General features: G+C 38.5%; 20 protein-coding genes and 1 other annotated feature. Of the genes, 15 read left to right on the top strand and 5 right to left on the bottom strand.

From position 1 onward, the window contains the following. Positions 1–19 precede the first annotated feature (19 nt). Positions 20–1,249, top strand: a complete 1,230-nt coding sequence (locus tag FGQ66_RS08980) for a MalY/PatB family protein (protein ID WP_138302238.1) — start codon at positions 20–22, stop codon at positions 1,247–1,249. A 44-nt stretch (positions 1,250–1,293) separates the two neighbouring features. Here the strand turns inward: FGQ66_RS08980 and FGQ66_RS08985 are convergent, their stop codons facing one another. After that, positions 1,294–2,241, bottom strand: coding sequence for a glycosyltransferase family 2 protein (locus FGQ66_RS08985; protein ID WP_113845308.1), 948 nt, complete (start codon positions 2,239–2,241; stop codon positions 1,294–1,296). 235 nt (positions 2,242–2,476) lie between these two features. Here FGQ66_RS08985 and FGQ66_RS08990 point away from each other — a divergent pair, with 235 nt between their 5' ends. Next, complete coding sequence (locus tag FGQ66_RS08990) at positions 2,477–2,962, top strand: methylated-DNA--[protein]-cysteine S-methyltransferase (protein WP_113845309.1); 486 nt, start codon at positions 2,477–2,479, stop codon at positions 2,960–2,962. Between the two features lie 797 nt (positions 2,963–3,759). On the opposite strand, the gene FGQ66_RS08995 is transcribed toward FGQ66_RS08990, so the two are convergent. Further along, the gene (locus tag FGQ66_RS08995) at positions 3,760–4,800 is read right to left on the bottom strand and encodes a YeiH family protein (RefSeq protein ID WP_138302239.1); all 1,041 of its coding nucleotides are present in this window, start codon (positions 4,798–4,800) and stop codon (positions 3,760–3,762) included. A 159-nt stretch (positions 4,801–4,959) separates the two neighbouring features. Next, entirely contained in the window at positions 4,960–5,922 is a 963-nt protein-coding gene (locus tag FGQ66_RS09000; protein ID WP_138302240.1) for a TDT family transporter, read from the bottom strand. Positions 5,923–6,400: 478 nt separating this feature from the next. On the opposite strand from FGQ66_RS09000, the gene FGQ66_RS09005 reads away from it, so the two are divergent. The 12 genes from FGQ66_RS09005 (at position 6,401) to sufB (ending at position 17,952) form a co-directional block, all read left to right on the top strand. Next, positions 6,401–7,240 carry a LysR family transcriptional regulator gene (locus FGQ66_RS09005; RefSeq protein WP_005879224.1) on the top strand — a complete coding sequence of 280 codons (840 nt, stop codon included), beginning with the start codon at positions 6,401–6,403 and terminating at the stop codon, positions 7,238–7,240. 168 nt (positions 7,241–7,408) lie between these two features. Next, a complete protein-coding gene (locus FGQ66_RS09010; RefSeq protein WP_081134546.1) occupies positions 7,409–8,596 on the top strand; it encodes an FtsW/RodA/SpoVE family cell cycle protein in 1,188 nt (395 codons plus the stop codon). A 6-nt stretch (positions 8,597–8,602) separates the two neighbouring features. Then, a complete protein-coding gene (locus FGQ66_RS09015) occupies positions 8,603–8,959 on the top strand; it encodes an arsenate reductase family protein (RefSeq protein WP_005879220.1) in 357 nt (118 codons plus the stop codon). Position 8,960: 1 nt separating this feature from the next. Beyond that, positions 8,961–9,299: a glycine cleavage system H family protein gene (locus FGQ66_RS09020; protein ID WP_005879218.1), complete on the top strand. Its 339-nt coding sequence runs from the start codon at positions 8,961–8,963 to the stop codon at positions 9,297–9,299. An 85-nt stretch (positions 9,300–9,384) separates the two neighbouring features. Continuing rightward, positions 9,385–9,650: a binding site (T-box leader), on the top strand. A 65-nt stretch (positions 9,651–9,715) separates the two neighbouring features. Beyond that, positions 9,716–10,750 carry a methionine ABC transporter ATP-binding protein gene (locus FGQ66_RS09025; protein WP_016176964.1) on the top strand — a complete coding sequence of 345 codons (1,035 nt, stop codon included), beginning with the start codon at positions 9,716–9,718 and terminating at the stop codon, positions 10,748–10,750. Further along, a complete protein-coding gene (locus tag FGQ66_RS09030) occupies positions 10,743–11,429 on the top strand; it encodes a methionine ABC transporter permease (protein ID WP_081134545.1) in 687 nt (228 codons plus the stop codon). Before FGQ66_RS09025 ends, FGQ66_RS09030 begins: the two co-directional genes overlap by 8 nt. Before the next feature lie 23 nt (positions 11,430–11,452). Beyond that, entirely contained in the window at positions 11,453–12,307 is an 855-nt protein-coding gene (locus FGQ66_RS09035) for a MetQ/NlpA family ABC transporter substrate-binding protein (RefSeq protein WP_005879211.1), read from the top strand. Positions 12,308–12,791: 484 nt separating this feature from the next. Continuing rightward, positions 12,792–13,565, top strand: coding sequence for a Fe-S cluster assembly ATPase SufC (sufC, locus tag FGQ66_RS09040; RefSeq protein WP_005879209.1), 774 nt, complete (start codon positions 12,792–12,794; stop codon positions 13,563–13,565). Between the two features lie 12 nt (positions 13,566–13,577). Further along, positions 13,578–14,867 (top strand): Fe-S cluster assembly protein SufD, encoded by a 1,290-nt coding sequence (sufD, locus tag FGQ66_RS09045; RefSeq protein ID WP_138302241.1) that lies wholly within the window; start codon positions 13,578–13,580, stop codon positions 14,865–14,867. Then, positions 14,864–16,099: a cysteine desulfurase gene (locus tag FGQ66_RS09050; RefSeq protein ID WP_138302242.1), complete on the top strand. Its 1,236-nt coding sequence runs from the start codon at positions 14,864–14,866 to the stop codon at positions 16,097–16,099. The genes sufD and FGQ66_RS09050 overlap by 4 nt, the downstream gene beginning before the upstream one ends. After that, entirely contained in the window at positions 16,086–16,556 is a 471-nt protein-coding gene (gene sufU, locus FGQ66_RS09055; RefSeq protein ID WP_113845315.1) for a Fe-S cluster assembly sulfur transfer protein SufU, read from the top strand. Before FGQ66_RS09050 ends, sufU begins: the two co-directional genes overlap by 14 nt. Positions 16,557–16,560: 4 nt before the next feature. Continuing rightward, positions 16,561–17,952 carry a Fe-S cluster assembly protein SufB gene (gene sufB / locus FGQ66_RS09060; RefSeq protein WP_104660664.1) on the top strand — a complete coding sequence of 464 codons (1,392 nt, stop codon included), beginning with the start codon at positions 16,561–16,563 and terminating at the stop codon, positions 17,950–17,952. Between the two features lie 94 nt (positions 17,953–18,046). Here the strand turns inward: sufB and FGQ66_RS09065 are convergent, their stop codons facing one another. Next, complete coding sequence (locus FGQ66_RS09065; protein WP_002287705.1) at positions 18,047–19,189, bottom strand: tyrosine-type recombinase/integrase; 1,143 nt, start codon at positions 19,187–19,189, stop codon at positions 18,047–18,049. 38 nt (positions 19,190–19,227) lie between these two features. Then, entirely contained in the window at positions 19,228–19,962 is a 735-nt protein-coding gene (locus tag FGQ66_RS09070) for a helix-turn-helix transcriptional regulator (protein WP_002287709.1), read from the bottom strand. Positions 19,963–20,193: 231 nt separating this feature from the next. Between FGQ66_RS09070 and FGQ66_RS09080 the strand changes: the two genes are divergently transcribed. After that, the gene (locus FGQ66_RS09080) at positions 20,194–20,469 is read left to right on the top strand and encodes a helix-turn-helix domain-containing protein (protein WP_002287723.1); all 276 of its coding nucleotides are present in this window, start codon (positions 20,194–20,196) and stop codon (positions 20,467–20,469) included. The last annotated feature ends 71 nt before the right edge of the window (positions 20,470–20,540 follow it).

The raw sequence follows: 20,540 nt of genomic DNA on the forward strand, positions 1-20,540 counted from the left end.
GAAGGCAGGAGTGAAAAAAATGTTTTTCGATGAACAAATCAATCGTAGAGGTACCCATTGCACACAGTGGGATTATATCGAAGATCGTTTTGGAAAGAGCGACTTGTTGCCCTTCACTATCTCAGATACCGATTTTAAAGTTCCGCCGGCAGTCGAACATGCTTTGAAAGAACGGATGGAACACCCGATTTTTGGTTATACAAGATGGAATCATGACGATTTCAAGGAAGCTATAACAAATTGGTATGTTCATCGTTTTGATACTGTTATAGAAAAAGAGTGGCTTGGGTATAGTCCGTCTGTGATTTATAGTGTCAAGCAACTTATTACGTTGTTGAGTGCTCAAGGGGATGGGGTAATCATCCAGACTCCAGCATATGATGCATTTTATAAGACGATCATCGGAAACAAACGAACAGTTGTTGCCAACGATTTGATTTATGATAAAGGAAAATACCATCTTGATCTAGAGGATCTAGCTTTGCAAATGGCTAAAAAAGAAAACAAGATCTTATTGCTTTGTAGTCCACATAACCCAACGGGAAGGGTGTGGGAAAAACAGGAATTAATAGCGATAATCGAACTGGCCAAAGCATATGACGTCTTCATTATTTCAGACGAGATACACATGGATATTTTGAGAAAAGGGCATAAGCATACTCCTTTAATTGATTTAGTTCAGGAAAGGGTGGCTGTTGTTACCTCTGGGAGTAAGACGTTTAATTTTCCGGGGTTGATTTTCTCCTATGTACTGATTCCAGATGAAGGATTACGCCAACGATTCTTTGATCAACTAAAAGGGGCAGATGGATTAAGTTCTACAAGTATTTTTGGTTTAGTGGCAACGATCGCTGCTTATAAAAAAGAAGCGCAATGGGTAGATGAGCTGAATCATTATATTGATAAGAATATCGTGTTTGTGACGAGTTATTTAAAAGAGCACCATCCTGAGATCATCGTTACGCCAAGTGAAGCGACTTATTTGATGTGGTTGGATTGTGGTGCGTTACCTTACAGTATGGACGAGTTGCAGACAAGACTAGTCGATGAAGGAAAAGTCGCTATTATGTCAGGAGCTACTTATGGTCCATCTGGTAAACAATTTTTACGTTTGAATGTTGGGTGTCCTAGACAAAAATTGGAAGAAGGCTTACGTCGATTGACTAAAAGCCTTCAAAAGGACTTCATGTATGATGTATCGTCATTTAGCGAAAGAAGTGATGATCAAATCGTTCAGCGGATGGACTAAAGATCAGCAAAAAAACTGTCTCGAATAATTCGAGACAGTTTTTTTTAGTTTTCTTTTTCAATTCGAGGTGTTTTTTTCTTTTCTGTTTCTCGAATAATATAAACTGGTCGTTGTTTAGTTTCTAAGAAAATCTTACCAATATATTTTCCGATGATGCCTAGACAGAGCAATTGGATTCCGCCGATAAATAAGAGGATGGATACCATAGAAGGCCAACCAGCAGTTGGATCTCCAAATAATAGCGCACGAAAAATAATAAATATTATTGCGATTCCTGAACCAACGCAAGATAAGGCTCCTACAAAGGAGGCGATTGTTAGTGGGGCATCAGAGAAATTGATGATCCCATCGATCGAATAATTGAATAGTTTCCAAAATGACCATGATGTTTCACCAGCAACACGTTCACGATTTTCAAAGGAGATGTATTCTGTTTTGAAACCCACCCAGCTAAAGAGGCCTTTTGAGAAGCGATTGTATTCAGTCAATTCTAATACGGCGTCGACCATTTGGCGAGTCATCAAGCGAAAGTCTCTTGCGCCATCCACCATTTCTGTATCACTGATTTTGTTGATCAATCGATAGAATGTTCGGGCAAAGAAACTGCGAATCACTGGTTCGCCTTCGCGTGTCGAGCGTCGAGTTCCTACACAGTCGATATCTGTAGTAGTTATTTTTTCAATCATGACTGGCAGTAGTTCGGGTGGATCTTGTAAGTCCACATCCATCACTGTGATCAGTTCGCCAGTTGAAGCTTGTAAGCCGGCATAAAGAGCAGCTTCTTTACCAAAATTTCGGGAAAAAGAAATGAATCTGACGTAGGGATATTTTCCCGCTAGCTGTTTGATAGCTTGTAACGTACCATCTTTCGAACCATCATCAATAAACAAGTATTCAAATTCATGAGCCCCTTTAAATTTTTCTACTTCATCGAAAAAAAGCGGTATCGTTTTTTCTTCATTAAAGCAAGGGACAACAATTGATATTTTCATCGTTTTGATCCTTTCACGTAGAGATTACTTTTGTACTATTATGATTAGTAAACTTATCCTTAAATAACATACTCAGATAAGAATAGTCATTTTGAGAAGACATCAGTTTTAGTTTACCATCTGTAGCAAATTTAATAAACTTTTAAATTGCAAATTTCATAAAAATAAAGGAAGATAAATGAAAATATGTAAAAGCGGGGGAAGTCTAGGTCAATGAAGATCATTAGACGATGAGATGAAAATAAAAACAACAATCGGCGATGTATGGTTGGCTGCGGACAATAGCGGGTTGACAGCTGTTTCGTTTCAACCAATTGCTGAAGGACAACAAGCCAATCAAGAAATTTTGCTGCTGGGAAAAAATCAAATCCTAGAGTATTTTGGAGGGCAACGACAATCATTTGATGTGCCACTATCAATAAATAAAGGAACAATTTTTCAAAAGAAAGTCTGGCAAGCACTACAAGCTATTCCATTTGGTGAAATACGGACTTATAAGGAGGTTGCGATAGCTGTAGGTAGCCCTAAGGCAGTACGAGCCATTGGACAAGCCAATCGTACGAATCCTTTGCCAATCGTGATTCCTTGCCATCGAGTTATTGGTCAAAATGGTCAATTAACAGGATATATGGGAAATACAGAAGAAGGGATTGCGATCAAACGTCAATTGTTAGTATTAGAAGGATATTTTTCGGAGAATGAAGAGGGTGTTTCTAAATAGAAAATAGCTGTAGGCAAGAATGAGGTGCGCTCCAAAAGTTGTATGTGTAAAGGACAATTTTGGAGGCGCACTTTAAAAGTAGTTGCCTCACGCTTAAAAAATGAATAAACGAGCAGAAATAGTTCCTTCGAATATTCCAAAATTCTTTTTATAAATTTTATTTTTAGTATCCCCTTTCATTTCCGTAAAATCGTTATGTATGTTAAATGGATAGATTATTCAGAAGCTTTAAGCGATTGAATCATTAGTTCAGTACTTGTTTGTATCCTAAAACTTATTTGAGGTTGGGACAGAAGTGTTTATTTCCGAAGGAGTTGCTTCTGCTCCCACCGTTTATTCGTTTTTAAAGAATGAAACAAAAGTGTTTTTTACTTTTGTCCCACGCTCAAATGAAGAACAGCATTCTTATTTTTACCTTAATAAAAGTAAAAGAACAACTATGGGAAAAATGATGGTGTAAATATTCTCTTTCTCTTGTACATACGAACAATAAATATAAAAATAATTTATTATTCCAAATAAACTGAATACAAGTAGAGTGATCCAAGTGACGATTCCGTGCGTAGGATTGAGATGAGAATAGGACAAAAATCAGGTTTTTTCTGATTTTTGTCCTATTCTCGTCCCAATTATTCTAAGATTTTTATCAACATCATTTGACAATGAGCCAATTTTTTATATTGCTTTAATACTAGAAAAATGCAAGAGCAACTAATAAAGCTGTGTGGTGATGGTTATTTGTTCGATGATCTGTTCTCCAGTTTTTGAGCAAAATCCCTCTTTTCAGAACTTTCTCATCACAATTTCGTTAACCAGATGAAGAGCAATGCCATCGTTGTCTGCAATAAACCAACAGATAGACCATAGGATAGGAAACGAGGGCCTTCTTTCATGAATTTAGCAAAATCCAAACGTAAGCCGATGGCAGCTAAGGCAGTGATCTCAAACCAGTTACTAACAAAATGGGCGGTATGATCGATAAATGTTGGTAGAGTAAACAAGCTATTGATCAAACAAAAAATGACAAATCCTAAAACATACCAAGGTAAGGGCAACTTTCTTTTCGTTTGTTTGGTATGAGACACATTAGTATTAGCAACTGTTTTTTTCTGCATAAATTTTTCAAATAGATAGACGACAACGACCAACATCATGATGCGTAGTATTTTAAAGAGCATCGCAAATTGGACGACTGAAGCATCAAGCAAGCTGGCACCTGCCACGACTTGACCAACGGATTGCAGTGTTCCGCCTAACAATGCGCTTTTTTCAATCAGATTGTCACCGAAGAGATGCAAACCTAAAAAGGGTAAGGTCAACATCATAACGGTTCCTAGTAAGTTGACCAGGGTGATGATCTGGCCTTTTTCTTCTTCATCTGCGTGGATGACGGGTGCAATAGAAGCAATCGCTGAAGAACCACAAACGGCATTTCCCCCCGCCATCATCAAAGAAGAAGTGTCACTGAAGCGTAGTTTTTTTCCGATCCAATAAACGCCTACAATCGTTACGCTCATCTGTAACAAAACGAATAGGATTCCTTTGATGCCGATTTGAGCGATCGTCTGTGCTGTGACGGTGGCACCTAGCAAAAAGACGGAGCATTCCAGCAACTTGCTTTCAGCAAATTTTGTACCTGTAGCAAGAGAAGCCTGTTTAAAAAAAGTATTTCCTAATAGGATACCTAGCAAGATAGCAATGGTGGCAGCCCCTAGTTGAGGAACTAGCAGTGCCAATAATTTGCTGGCGACAGCTACCAAGAAGGCAAGTAATAACCCAGGCAAGATTTTCCGTATATTCAATTGTTTGAAGCGATTAATGGGTGAGTGTACATTCATTTCATAAATTCCTTTCATGATCGTTACGCAAAAAAAGAGAAGCGTAAATGATATCTTGATAATAGTAGCATTGTTCCGATTTTTTGACAAAATGTTGGAAACGCAAAAATTCTTCTGCCCTTTCCATTTTTTGAAAAAGACAGAAGTTGTGTAGATGTATTAAATTTTTTTAGGGAATAAGTGGCGATTTCCCCCATGTTCCTTTAATAGGAAGAGTAGGTAATGACCTAGCACATAAAGGACCATCACTGTAGCGATCCCACATTCGATTACTTTCAAAATATTTAAAACACCTGTGTTCATTCCCAATGAATCAAAGTAATGGACGGCTGTGAATAGAGCAGTTGCCGAGATTACCAATGGGAAAGTAAAGGCTGCGTAACTTGGGTAGAAATGTAATTTCAATAGGTGCGGTAACATTGACAGAACGATAAAATACAAAATTTGAGACAGGATAAACAGTCCAAGAACTAAGTAGAGGTTTGGCTGTGCAAAGTTTTTCAAGTATCCTGTTAAACACAGTGATCCTGGTGCCGCAACGATCGTGATCAGTGGCAAGGTTGGCTGTGACATATTTTTAACAAAAAAGACACGCTTGATGATGATCGGTAGTAAAAATGCGTAACAGGCAAGGGAAATCCAAAAGAAGATTTTACCGATAAGCGGGAAGAAATTTCCAGCTGTTACAGTAATTACACCAAAGCCCACATAAATGATGAACCAACTTGGGTAAATGGCTTCAATCGATAGATCTGCTTTTACGACATGATGATACGTAAAGTAAAGGACCAACACAATTTGGAAAACCACTGCACTCAGCCAAATCGCCTTCACGAGAGGCGCAATACTCGTAAATGAAACGAAGTAAGTACAGATGACCATCAATGACATAGTGAATGTTGGTGAAACAGAACCGATAATTGGGTCGTGTAACATTTGTCTTGTATGTTCAAATAGAATGAATAATTTAATAAACATCAAAACCATCAATACCATACTTATGCCACCGACAAGATTACCTAATGAAACCAAATGATATTCTTTGAATAGATTTCCTAAAGAAGCTAAACCAAGAATTAGCCCGCAAATAGGAATTGGAATAATCTTCAAAAAATTCTTCATTTACATTCTCCTTCTATAAATTTTTTGTGTCAGAAACTGAATCAAGAAACTCAAGGTGTAGCGATAAGTAATTTGGAAAGGGTTGATAGTAATTCGAACAAATTTATACTGTTCAGTGGGAAATAAACAAATATGTTAAGAGTTTTTTACTTATCGCTACGAGCGTGGGACAAAAGTAAGAAACACTTTTGTCTTATTCGTTAAAAACGAATAGATGGTGGGAGTAGAAGTAACTCCTTCTTAAATAAGCCGAAATTCACAAAAATTTGAAAAGCAATTTTCGTTAATTTCTTCTTATTTCTCGGAGTTGAACACTTCTGTCCCAGCCTCCTTCCTTGAGCAACTATTGGAAAAAGAAATTATTCTCTTTCCAATTTCAAGCGATGTGCTTTACACTTACTATTATAGTCATATTCTGTTATATTTAAATCAAATAGTTATTATAGTAATTATAATAAAAAGTTATGGAAGTGAGCTTATGTTGAAATTATTGACAACTTTTCGTGTGGTTTACGAAACGAGAAACTTTTCACGTACTGCAGAACTATTGTTTTTATCCCAACCAGCTGTTTCTAACCAAGTGAAACAGTTAGAAAGAGAGCTAGGCGTCATTCTTTTTGAAAGGAATGGCAGAAAAGAAATGAGACCGACAAAACAAGCGGATCTTCTCTATGAACGAGCGTTGATCCTGTTGGAAGAATGGCAAGTAACACAACAGCAACTATTAGATGAACAAAATGAAGAAGAAGTATGCCGGATCGTTGCTTCGCATACATTTGCAGTATATTTGTTGCCGAAACTTTTGCGTTATCTGATCCCAAAATTCCCAAAAGTAAATTTTGTTGTAGCTTTTGCCAATTCCCATGACTCGTTGGATCAAATTGCGAAGCATGACGCTGATTTTGGTTTTATTGAAAAGCCCTTGGAAACGTCAGGAGTACAGCGGTTTTCTTTGATGGAAGATGAATTGGTGATTGCTGGTGATCCAGAAAGTAAACTTTGGCTAGTCAGAGAATCGACTTCTGGTGTTTTTCACTACACCCAACGCTATTTTGAAGAAAAAAATATTCATGGAAAGAAGATGCTCGTTAAAAGTAATGAGGTGATTGCTGCCTTACTAAAAGAAGGAGTCGGACGATCGATTTTATCGAAACGTGCGGTACCAGAAGGCGTGAAGTTTGAATCTTTGGAGTATAAACGGAAATTTTACCTCGTTCAACGAACCAATCTAGTTTCAGAAGTTCTCCAGTCGATTGCCAAAGAAATACTTGTTTACAATGAAATCTATCAAAGAAAAGAAAAAGACCATCGAGAATAAAGTCGCTTTTCTTTGGGATTTCTGCAAAGAAACAGCTTGAAAGTGAGACAGATATGCTTAAATGAGGGAGAGTTTAAAATTTCTCAAATGTCCTTGCTTTAACTTTCTTTTATTTAGGGAGACCGCTATAATAAAGAACAGTATGGTTTTTAAGAAAAGGGATGAAACATGGAAAAAAAAGTAAAAGCTTCTAACGATAACCGGATCGATTATGGCGTGATTTTACCGGTCTTTTTATTATGTTTGATTGGTTTACTGTCTTTATACGTTGCGCTTAGTCATGATCCCAACAATCCGTCAGTAATAAAGGGCGTAGGCATGCAACTTCTTTGGTACTTAGTCGGATCGGTTGCTATTATAGTGATTATGCATTTGAATTCAAAATGGATCTGGAAACTGACTCCCTATCTATACGGACTAGGATTAGTAGTCATGGCGCTCTTATTGAAATTTTATGATCGTAATTTAGAAGCGTCTACAGGTTCGAAAAACTGGTTTAGTTTTGGTTCCTTCACTTTTCAGCCCGCTGAATTGATGAAAATCGCGTATATATTGATGATGGCACTGATCGTCACGAAACATAACACGCAACTAAAAGAACGGACAGCAAAATCAGATTTTTGGCTGATAGGGAAAATGTTGATCGTGACACTCCCTGTTTTAGCACTGATAATGGCCCAAGATGATTTTGGGACGATGCTTGTCTTTTTAGCTATTTTTGGAGGAATATTCCTCATGTCAGGAATTTCTTGGCGAATCATTGTGCCTGTGATTGCTTTAGCTGTTCTTGTTGGCGCAGGAACGATTTTTTTAGTTACTACAGACGGCGGAAGAGAATTGCTCTATAAAGTGGGCTTTAAATCATATCAGTTTGCCCGCATCGATTCCTGGCTCGATCCGTTTCACGATACCTCGGGCATGAGCTATCAGCCTGCTCAAGGGTTATTAGCCATCGGAACTGGTGGTTTGTTTGGAAAAGGATTCAACGTAAGTAATATCTATGTGCCCGTGCGTGAGTCAGATATGATCTTTACAGTCATTGGTGAGAATTTTGGCTTTATTGGCGGCGCCTTTGTCATTTTCTTGTATTTTATCTTGATTTATCGTATGATACGGGTCTGCTTTGATACGAATAATGAATTTTATGCGTATATCGCAAGTGGCTTGATCATGATGCTCTTGTTCCATGTCTTCGAAAACATTGGTGCAAACATTGGCTTATTACCATTGACCGGGATTCCTCTTCCTTTTATCAGCCAAGGGGGATCATCCATTTTAGGAAATATGATCGGTATCGGTTTGATCTTATCAATGAGATACCAAAATGAGGCACCTGCAAAAACTTCTAGGAGGTAACAACAGTTGTATCGTTTTTATTGGTACCCTAAATGTTCAACTTGCAAAAAAGCAAAAGCTTGGTTAGATGCACATCACATTGACTATCAAGTCGTTGATATGATTGCAGATACACCATCAGCAGAAACTATCGAAGAATGGCTCACCCATAATGAAATACCGATGCGCCGTTTGTTCAACACAAGCGGAATGAAGTATCGGGAGTTAGGGCTGAAAGACCAAATCGCTGATTTTTCAGTAAAAAAAGCTAGTGCTGTTCTTTCTACTGATGGAATGCTCATCAAACGTCCGTTGATCGTCAAAGACAAACAACTCGTCGCAATTGGCTTTAATGAAAAAACATACGAAGGAGTATTGATATAAAATGGCTGGGAAACACTTGAAGAAAAAGAATAATCTTTGGATATTGTTCAATGGCAAAGAATATTGTGTTGGCTTAACGAATGAAGCGCAAGAAGAACTTGGGGATATCACTTTTGCGAATTTACCAAAAGAAGGACAAACATTTAAAAGCGGTGAACCGTTGATCGAAGTGGAAGCAGAAAAAGCAGTCAATGAATTTGCTAGTCCATTGTCAGGAACCATTTCTTCTGTGAATGAAAAAATCAATGAAGACATCAACATCTTGAATGATGAAGATGAAATGAATGCATGGATCTTGAGTTTCAAAGAGGTCGATCCAAAAGAATTTGAAGAAATATAAAACAAGAACTTTCAGAAAATAGTAAAAAGCTTTGGGTAAAATATTGACACGTAATTTTACAACTGCTATAATCAGAACAATCATAGATAAAGCTTTGAAAAGAAGAGTACATGTCATAGACGTTTGAAGAGAGCCCTGTCTGCTGAAAATGGGTAACGAACATGAGATGGAAGATGGTCTTAGAGCAGAGTAAGTGAGCCATGGCAAACTTACTACGGGAGTGCCCGTTAAAGCACAGCGGTATGCGGAACTGTTTTTGAAGAATTCTATCCAAGTACTGTTTAAGGTTGTTATTGTGAAATAGCAGCGAATCAAGGTGGTAACACGGAAGTTTAAGCTTTCGTCCTTTTGCTCAAAGCAAGGGGACGAAGGCTTTTTTGTTTCTAAGTAAAAAATAAAAGGAAGATGTGAGCGATATGTCATTGATCCAATTAACGAATGTCAAAAAAACATTCGGCGGAAAAAATGGAACGATCCAAGCAGTAGATGATGTTTCATTAAACGTTGAAAAAGGTGATATTTATGGAATCGTCGGTTATTCCGGAGCAGGTAAAAGTACGTTAGTTCGACTACTGAATGGATTAGAACTACCCACTAGCGGAGAAGTCATCGTCAACGGTCAAGAAATCACTAAATTGAAAAATAAAGACTTAAGAAGTTTTCGTAAAAAAATCGGGATGATTTTCCAACATTTCAACTTGTTATGGTCACGAACAGTGTTAGAAAATATTCAGCTTCCTTTAGAATTGGCTGGAGTCCCTAAAGCAAAGCGCAAAGCACGTGCGGAAGAATTACTCGGTCTGGTTGGTTTAGAAGGACGAGGAAACGCATATCCTTCTCAATTATCTGGTGGCCAAAAACAACGTGTCGGGATTGCCAGAGCGTTAGCCAATGACCCAGAAATCCTGCTTTGTGATGAAGCAACTAGTGCATTGGACCCACAGACGACAGAAGAAGTACTAGATCTCTTGTTAGCAATCAATAAAAAATTGAATTTGACGATCGTCTTAATCACACATGAAATGAACGTCATTCGTAAAATCTGTAATAAAGTAGCAGTCATGGAACGTGGGAAAGTCGTTGAAGAAGGCGATGTCTTGACGGTCTTTAGAAATCCAAGACAAGAAGTCACAAAACGGTTTGTACAACAAGATATCGAACCTGAGGCAGATTCGAGTGAATTGTTAGCGACATTGATCAAAGAAAACCCTAAAGGACGCTTAGTCACTTTGACATTTAATGAAAAGAATGCCAATGAACCAGTGATTTCACAGGCAATCCGTAAATACAATGTGGATATCAATGTGGTCTACGGAAAAATCAAACAAGCAAAAGAAGGCTCTTTTGGTTCTTTGACCACTCTGATGACAGGAGAGGAAAAAGAATTGGATCAAGCAGAATTATTTATTAAAGAACAAGGTGTTGGGGTGGAGGTGATCCACCGTGGATAAAAGTTTTGCAGAAACGTACCTAGATTTTAGTAAAATCAATCCAGAAACAATGCAACAGGCGATCATCGATACTCTCTACATGACTTTGATCTCCATGGTATTAGTCACGATTATCGGGCTGATCTTAGGCTTGATCTTGTACTCTATCGGGCGGAAAAATAAGCCATATGCACGAATCATTTATGGGATTGTTTCGATCATCAGTAATATTTTCCGTTCAACGCCGTTCATGATCTTGATGGTCTTGATCATTCCATTTACAAAAGCGATCGTGGGAACGATGTTGGGTGCTGAAGCAGCAATCCCAGCGCTGGTTCTATCAGCAGCTCCTTTTTACGCACGATTAGTTGAAATTGCTTTTCGTGAAGTCAGCCCAGGTGTAGTGGAAGCAGCTGATGCAATGGGTGCCAGTTATTGGGAAATCATCTGGAAAGTCTTGATTCCTGAAAGTGTACCTGCACTGATTTCTGGATTAACAGTTACAACGATTTCGATGATTGGGTTTACTGCCATGGCGGGTGCAATCGGTGCTGGTGGACTAGGTGGCCTTGCTTGGCAAGAAGGCTACCAACGTGGTAATCTGACCGTGACATTTGTTGCGACTTTAATTATATTAGTCATTGTTTTTATTGTTCAAGGAATCGGTGATTTCTTAACGAAGAAAACAGATAAAAGATAGTAAGATATAGGGGGATATAGGATATGAAAAAGAAAATTTTTGGATTTGCAGCAGCATTATTGCTGACTGTGGGATTAGCTGCTTGTGGCAACAGCGGCGACACGAAAGACTCAGCATCAAGTAGTAAAAAAGATGATACAACTTTGAAAATCGGTGCTTCACCAACACCTCACGCAGAGATTTTGGAACATGTCAAACCATTGTTAAAAGATGAAGGAATCAAACTGGACATCGTCAAATTCGACGATTATGTCTTACCGAACCAATCATTGGAAGAAGGAGATATCGATGCCAACTACTTCCAACATATTCCTTACTTAAACAAAGAAATCAAAGACAAAGGATATGATTTTGTCAATGCTGGTGCTGTCCACATCGAACCAATGGGCTTGTACTCAAAGAAAATCAAAGATATCTCTGAATTAAAAGATGGTGCAACAGTGATCACTTCAAATTCAGAATCTGACTGGGGAAGAATCATCACGATCCTCAAAGACGCTGGCTTAGTGAAAGTCAAAGACGGTGTTGATTTGGAAACAGCGACATTCGATGATATTTCTGAAAATCCTAAAAACTTGAAATTCAATCACACGATTGATCCATCATTATTGGCTTCAACGTATCAAAATGATGAAGGCGATCTAGTGGCAATCAATGCAAACTTTGCTTATGGTGCCGGTTTGAATCCTCTAAAAGATGCAGTGTTGCTTGAAAAAGACAATTCACCTTATGTGAATATCATAGCTACACGTAAAGGCGACGAAAATAGCGACAAAATCAAGAAATTGATCGAAGTCCTACACCGTGAAGATGTGCAAAAATGGATCGAAGACAAATGGGGCGGTTCTGTTAAACCTGTAGATGCAGACGCAAAATAAAAACGTTGAAAAATGATGAGGTCGAGAAAAAAACGAACAATACGCTTTTCGTATTGCTCGTTTTTTTTTTTGAAATTTCCGAAAAAACTGACTTTTAGACGCCATTTATTTGAGAGAGGCTGGGACAGAAGTGTTTAACTCCGAGAAATAAGAAGAAATGAACGAAAATTGCTTTTCAAATTTTTGTGAATTTCGGCTTATTTCCGAAGGAGTTGCTTTTTGCTCCCGCCGTTTATTCGAGAGTCTGTAGCAAACCTGATTTTTAGTTTTATCCCACACTCATCCAAAGAGTGAGATAAAAGAGAGTTTTAACTTTTATCTTGCTCTTTTTTTCGTTTTACTTTATATATATTATTATTTAGAAATCATAATTTAATGATAATGCGTGAAAAAACATTTGATTTTAAGCACTTATAACGTTGCGATTCATTCTCAATTAGTCTAAAATGAGTGAGAACGAAACAGAATTTGGAGGTAATTTGGCATGTCTGTCTTAGAAATAAAAAATTTACATGTGTCGATTGAGGAAAAAGAAATCCTTAAAGGCGTCAATTTAACAATGAAAACAGGAGAAATCCACGCAATCATGGGACCTAACGGAACTGGGAAGTCTACGTTATCTGCTGCAATCATGGGTAACCCAAACTACGAGGTAACAGAAGGCGAAATCTTGTTTGATGGGAAAAATGTATTAGACTTGGAAGTCGATGAACGTGCACGACTAGGTCTGTTTTTAGCCATGCAATACCCAAGTGAGATACCAGGAATCACCAATGCCGAATTCATGCGAGCAGCAATCAATGCCAAACGTGAAGAAGACAACAAGATGTCTGTGATGACATTTTTGAAAAAATTAGATGAAAAAATGGCTCTTTTGAATATGCCAGAAGAAATGGCTGAACGTTATCTAAATGAAGGTTTTTCTGGTGGGGAAAAGAAACGAAATGAAATCCTACAACTATTGATGCTCGAACCAACTTTTGCCATTCTAGATGAAATCGATTCTGGACTAGATATCGATGCATTGAAAGTCGTTGCAAAAGGTGTCAATGAAATGCGTAACAATGAGTTTGGTGCATTGATCATCACCCATTATCAACGCTTATTGAACTACATCACACCAGATGTGGTGCATATCATGATGGAAGGCCGAGTAGTGATGACTGGTAATGCGGATCTTGCGAAACGTCTCGAAGCCGAAGGATATGCGGGAATCAGTAGAGAATTAGGAATCGACTACAAAGAAGAAGAAGCGTAAGGAGGAGCAGACATGAAAGAGAAGAAATGGCTCGAACAACTTGACGCTGTCACAAATTTTTCTTTAAGCAAAGGCGAACCTGAATGGATGACTAAATTTCGCCAAGAGGCCTTAGCTAAAGCCGATGAACTACCACTTCCCCATATCGATCGTGTAAAATTCCATCGTTGGCCACTATTCGATATCGAAGACATGGCAGATCAATACAGTGAAGCAGGCAACGTAGCTGCATTTGATGAGATGAAAGATAATCCAGTGCTCGTCCAACAAGGTACATGGACAACATTTGAACAATTATCAACTGAATTAGCTGAAAAAGGCGTCATTTTTACCGATCTGTTCACTGCACTGCAAGAACATCCTGACTTGGTCAAAGAATACTACATGCAAAAAGCTGTAAAGATGGATGAAGACCAATTGACCGCTTTGCACGCGGCCTTCATGAATACCGGATTGTTTTTATATGTCCCTAAAAATGTGGTGATCGATGAACCAATCGAAGCACTATTTTTCCAAGTTGGCGACATTGCACAACATTACTTTAAGCATGTGCTGATTGTAGCCGATGAGCATAGTGAATTTTCTTACTTGGAACGATTCCAAACCACAGGGGAAGAATTGAAAAAAGTATCAGGAAATATCGTTGTTGAAGTCATCGCTAAAGCTGGTGCAAAAGTGAAATATTCAGCAGTCGATCAATTAGGTGAATCCATCACTTCTTATATGAATCGCCGAGGATACATCATGCGCGATGCCACAGTTGATTGGGCAATCGGTGTCATGAACGATGGCAATGTGATCGCAGATTTTGACTCTGATCTAGTAGGAGAAGGGGCACACGCAGAAGTGAAGATCGTGGCAATCAGTTCCGGAAAACAAACACAAGGGATCGATACACGGGTAACCAATAAAGCACCTCATACGATTGGCCATATCTTGCAACACGGCGTGATCAGAGAAAGAGGAGCCTTAACATTCAATGGGATCGGTCATATCTTAAAAGGTGCAAAAGGTGCAGATGCACAACAAGAAAGCCGAGTATTGATGCTTTCAGATAAAGCACGAGGAGATGCCAATCCGATCTTGTTGATCGATGAAAATGAAGTAACTGCAGGACATGCTGCAAGTGTCGGGCGTGTCGATCCAGAAGAAATGTACTATCTAATGAGTCGCGGACTACACAAAGAAGAAGCCGAACGCTTAGTCATTCGTGGTTTCTTAGGTTCAGTGTTAACAGCTATTCCAGTAGAAGCCGTGCGAAAAGAATTAGTGGAAGTTATCGAAGGGAAGTTGAAAGCATGATTTCAGCAGACAAGATCCGACAAGATTTTCCCATTCTTTTTCAAGAAGTCAATGATGAACCCCTTGTCTATTTAGACAATGCGGCCACCACCCAAAAACCAAAAGCTGTTTTAGACGCCTTGAAAGATTATTATGAACATGAGAATGCCAATGTCCATCGTGGAGTGCATACTTTAGCCGAGCGTGCCACGCATTCATATGAAGCCGCAAGAGAAAAAGTGCGAAGCTTTATCAACGCCTCTGAAACTGCGGAAGTACTATTTACTCGTGGAACAACCACTAGCCTAAATTGGGTCGCACGAAGTTTTGGTGAACAGTTTATCCATGAAGGTGATGAGATCTTGATTTCTTATATGGAACATCACTCAAATGTTATTCCTTGGCAGCAATTAGCAAAAAAAACGGGCGCAAGCTTAAAATATATCGAGTTGACGGAAGAAGGCTTTTTAGATATGGAAAAAGCCAAAGAACTGATCAACAGCAACACAAAGATCGTATCGATTGCTCATGTCTCAAATGTCCTTGGTGTCATCAATCCAGTTGAAGAACTGGCACAAATGATCCACGAACAAGGCGGCATCCTAGTAGTCGATGGCGCGCAATCTACACCACATATGGCAATTGACGTACAACAAATTGATTGTGACTTCTTTGCTTTCAGCGGACACAAGATGTGTGGGCCAACAGGTATCGGTGTATTGTATGGCAAAAGAAAATGGCTGGAACAAATGGAACCCGTTGAATTTGGCGGAGAAATGATCGACTTTGTCGAGTTGTATGACAGCACTTGGAAAGAACTCCCATGGAAATTTGAAGCAGGGACACCTAATATCGCAGGAGCAATTGCTCTAGGCCATGCAATCGATTATTTAGAAGCAATAGGCATGGAGAACATCCATCACTATGAAGAAGAGTTAGTCGCTTATGTGTTGCCAAAATTACAACAAATCGAAGGGCTAACGATCTATGGTCCACAAGATCCAGCGAAACGTACAGGTGTGATTGCCTTCAATCTTGACGGTCTCCATCCGCATGATGTGGCAACAGCCCTTGACATGGAAGGAGTAGCGGTCAGAGCAGGTCACCATTGTGCGCAACCGTTACTGAAATATCTACAAGTCGCAGCCACTGCACGAGCAAGCTTTTACTTTTACAATACAAAACAAGATGCGGATCGTTTAGTCGATGCAATTCTCGCAACAAAGGAGTTTTTCCAACATGGCACTATCTAAACTAGACAATCTTTACCGCCAAGTCATCCTCGATCATTCCTCCCATCCCCATCACCGAGGAACGTTGAGCGCATCAACCAGCAAGATCGAATTGAACAATCCCACTTGTGGCGATGTCATCGAACTGCAGATCGAAGTTGACGAAGGAATCATCAAGAATATCGCATTTGATGGCAGCGGCTGTTCAATCAGCACAGCCAGTGCATCTATGATGACAGATGCAGTCATCGGGAAGTCAGTCGAAGAAGCCGAAAAGTTAGCCGTTGATTTTTTACAACTTGTTCAAGGTAAAGAAGTAGCAGACCTAGATAAGTTAGGAGATGCAGCGATGCTAAGCGGTGTTGCTAAATTTCCTGCCAGAATCAAATGTGCCACTTTAGGCTGGAAAGCTTTAGGAAAAGCAATGGAAGAAGACGGTACTGCAACCTTCCATCATTACCATAAGGAAGAGGAGTGAGAACATGGGCGTACCAGAATTAGAAGAATACAAATTTGGTTTTCACGATGATGTAGAACCAGTTTTTAGTACAGGAGAAGGACTAACAGAAGAAGTTGTTCGCGAAATGTCTAAAATCAAAGGCGAACCAGAATGGATGCTTGAATTTCGCTTGAAATCACTAGAAACATTCAACAAAATGCCAATGCAAAGTTGGGGACCCGATCTATCAGACATTGATTTCAATGCCATCAAATACTATCAAAAACCAAGTGACAAGCCAGCACGTGACTGGGAAGATGTTCCAGATAAAATCAAAGAAACCTTTGAAAAAATCGGTATACCAGAAGCAGAACGTGCATACTTAGCCGGCGCTTCTGCCCAATACGAATCAGAAGTCGTCTACCATAACATGAAAGATGAATTTGAAAAGTTAGGGATCATCTTTACAGATACAGATTCTGCCTTAAAAGAATATCCAGAACTCTTCAAAGAATATTTTTCAAAACTTGTTCCACCAACAGACAACAAATTAGCTGCTCTCAATTCAGCCGTTTGGTCTGGCGGTACATTCATCTATGTACCAAAAGGCGTGAAAGTCGATGTCCCATTGCAAACCTACTTTAGGATCAATGCAGAAAACACAGGACAATTCGAACGTACACTGATCATCGTAGACGAAGGCGCCAGCATCCACTATGTCGAAGGCTGTACTGCGCCAACCTATTCCAGCAACAGTCTACATGCCGCAATCGTCGAAATCTTTACCAGAAAAGATGCGTATTGCCGCTACACAACGATCCAAAACTGGTCTAGCAATGTCTACAATCTAGTAACTAAACGGGCAAAAGCTTATGAAGGTGCCACAGTCGAATGGATCGACGGCAACTTAGGCGCAAAAACAACAATGAAATACCCAAGCGTTTACTTAGACGGGAAAGGCGCACGCGGCACGATGCTTTCAATCGCATTCGCCGGAGCCAACCAAGTTCAAGACACAGGAGCGAAAATGATCCACAATGCACCTAACACTTCAAGCTCGATCGTCTCAAAATCAATCTCAAAAGACGGCGGTGAAGTAAACTACCGTGGACAAGTAACCTTTGCAAAAAACAGCCCAGGTTCTATTTCCCACATCGAATGTGACACGATCATCATGGACGAGTTATCCAAATCCGATACGATCCCATTCAACGAGATCCACAACAGCCAAGTCTCTCTTGAGCACGAAGCCAAAGTCTCAAAAATCTCAGAAGAACAACTCTATTATCTAATGAGCCGCGGCTTGACCGAAGCCGAAGCCACTGAAATGATCGTCATGGGCTTCGTCGAACCATTCACCAAAGAACTACCAATGGAATACGCAGTCGAACTCAACCGATTGATCAGTTATGAGATGGAAGGCAGTGTTGGGTAAACCTGTTATAGGAGCTAGAACCCTTGATATATAAGGGTTCTAGCTTTTTTGTTTTGCCTGTATACTAGAAATGACCAGATTTTGACCAGCTCTTTTACTGATGAGCCATCATATCAGCAAAGTCTTGACCTGTTTTCTTAGGTGCATTATTTGTAATATGTGCATAGATGTCTAATGTCACTTTACTATTTTCATGCCCTAATCGTTGTTGAACTACCTTGACAGATTCTCCTGCTTCTAATAATAAACTAGCATGTGTATGTCTAAACCCATGAGGTGTAATACGAGGCAAGTTATATTTTTTCAAAATATATCTTAACCAATCATTAACAGTGTTTGGAATGTATAGAGTGTTTTTAACTGTTGTAAAAACATGTTGCTCTTTAGAGCTAGTATTGTATCCAAGTTTTAAATACTCTTCTTTTTGCTGTAATTTCCAGTTGTTGAGGATAGAAAGAGTCTCAGTATCTAAAGAGATAACTCGTCTAGAAGCTCTTGTTTTCGGAGATTGAATTATAACTTTACCAAATTCATCTACAGCAAGAGTTTTATTGACATGTAGTTCTTTATTAAACGTGTCTATGTCTTTCCACTGTAAAGCGAGTACTTCACTCTTTCTCATACCTGTGTATGCCAATAATCTGAAGAAGGCGTATTGTTTCATGTTACCAAAATCTTTAAAAGCATCCAGTAAATTATTAAGCTCCTCTTTTGAGTAAAATTTACGATTTTTCTCATACTCTTTTTTTCGTGGAAGAAGTGTTTTTTCCATAGGATTATTGTCAATATATTGCATTGCAACCCCGTAGCGTAAAATTTGTGCAGTCTGTTTTCTCATATAATCGTAACTTTCATATTTACTGTGCCATTCATCTACCACTTTTTGACAATATGGGACAGAGATATTCGATAGTTTAAGCTTACCAAATGCTGGAAGTATTTGATTATTTGCGTATCTTACTGAGATTGCGATTGTTGAAGCTTTAACACTGGTACGCTGATGAGTTATCCATTCATTATACAGGTCTTCAAATGTCATATCAGGTGCTTTCTTTTTAACACCGTATAATATTTGATGTCTGTACTCGTCATAATCTTTTTGAGCTTCTTGTTTGCTACTAAAACCTCTTCTCGTAGTATTTATTTTTTCACCAGTTCGTGGATCGGTGGCAATGTGTCCTTTATACATCCACGCCACTTGACCGTTTTTCTTTTTGTACTTTGATATTTTTGCCATGAAATCATCTCCTCTTAGTTTACAAGGAGTACTTACCACTAGATGGTATCACCTCCCTTCATTTTTTTCTTAGTGTATTTTTTCCCAATTGATGAAATCGTTTGTTCTAGCTTGTTTATATTATCAGTAATTTCTCTCACAGCTTCTTCGGGATAAGACATGTCTTTCAATTGAATAGGTAGCCATTCATCTACCATTCTTTCTAGTAGTTCTTCTATACTGCTAGTGAGGAAAAGAATGTTATTGTCAAATTCTTCTACAATAGCATTGATGAATAATTCTTCTATTTTTAAGATATTGAAAAGACTAATTTTTTCATTTTTAACTTTATTACAAGTCTTGTTAGCAATAAATTCTTGCATCTCTGGTTCTAATTTGGAATATCTATCCAGCCATGTATCTAAATTAGAGTGTACTGGTGGGAACTGTTGACGAAGATGCTGGAACAGGTTTTTATCTGGAAATGTTATACCATCTAGTACAATGCTATCTCTATAAAGAATAATTCCCAAAATATATTCTTCTACATTGCCACAAACTAACTCCTCTATACTCATATTTCCCAAATCAGCAATTCGGGATAATCGCTCTGGTATTGGTAAATAGGTTCCCTTTTCCCATTCGTAGATAGTTTTTTTGTCAATCAATTGACCGTTGTTAATCATAAGACCAAATGCTGGTTGTGTTAATTTTTTACTCTTTCTTATAGCTTTTATTTTTGTTCCGAGTATCTTTTTTCGTTCTAAATAATTTATTGGTGGACGCTTTATCATATTGACCACACCTCCTAAAATTAGTATACCTTAAAAAAGGGGTGTTGTAAATAAATTTAACAAAACTATTGACACCCCTTTTTCGTCGAGGTATTATGTGTATGTCGATGAACTGGTAATCATTTTTTGTTTGATTAATCGGTTAATAACAAAATACTTTTATTTTGAGCAAAAAATACGAAGATAATTCTTAGAAAATTTGTTCAAGCAATCACGAAAGGAGGGGAAAATATGTCTCTACAAATCATTGATAGCATTGTTTCTATACAAGTTGAACAACAAGTGAAAGAGATAATTACAGTGCTAAAGCCTATGCTAGAAGACATTATTTCTGGAGTCACTCTAGAGTATATGGACTATCAGCAGGCAAGTGAATATCTAGGTGTATCAGTAGGAACGATTAGAAAATATGTTTCTCAATACGGGTTACCTGTTATAAAAATTGATACGGTCATTAGATTCAAAAAATCTGATATTGATAGTTTCATGGAACGGTATAAAGGTTGAGTAAACAAATAAGACTAAAACATATAGTAATAAAGAGTTTGTTTTTATTATCTGTATGTTTTAGTCTTTAA

The organism is Enterococcus sp. BSD2780061688st2 D3 (assembly GCF_005844145.1).
Classification (GTDB): Bacteria; Bacillota; Bacilli; order Lactobacillales; family Enterococcaceae; genus Enterococcus_B; species Enterococcus_B durans.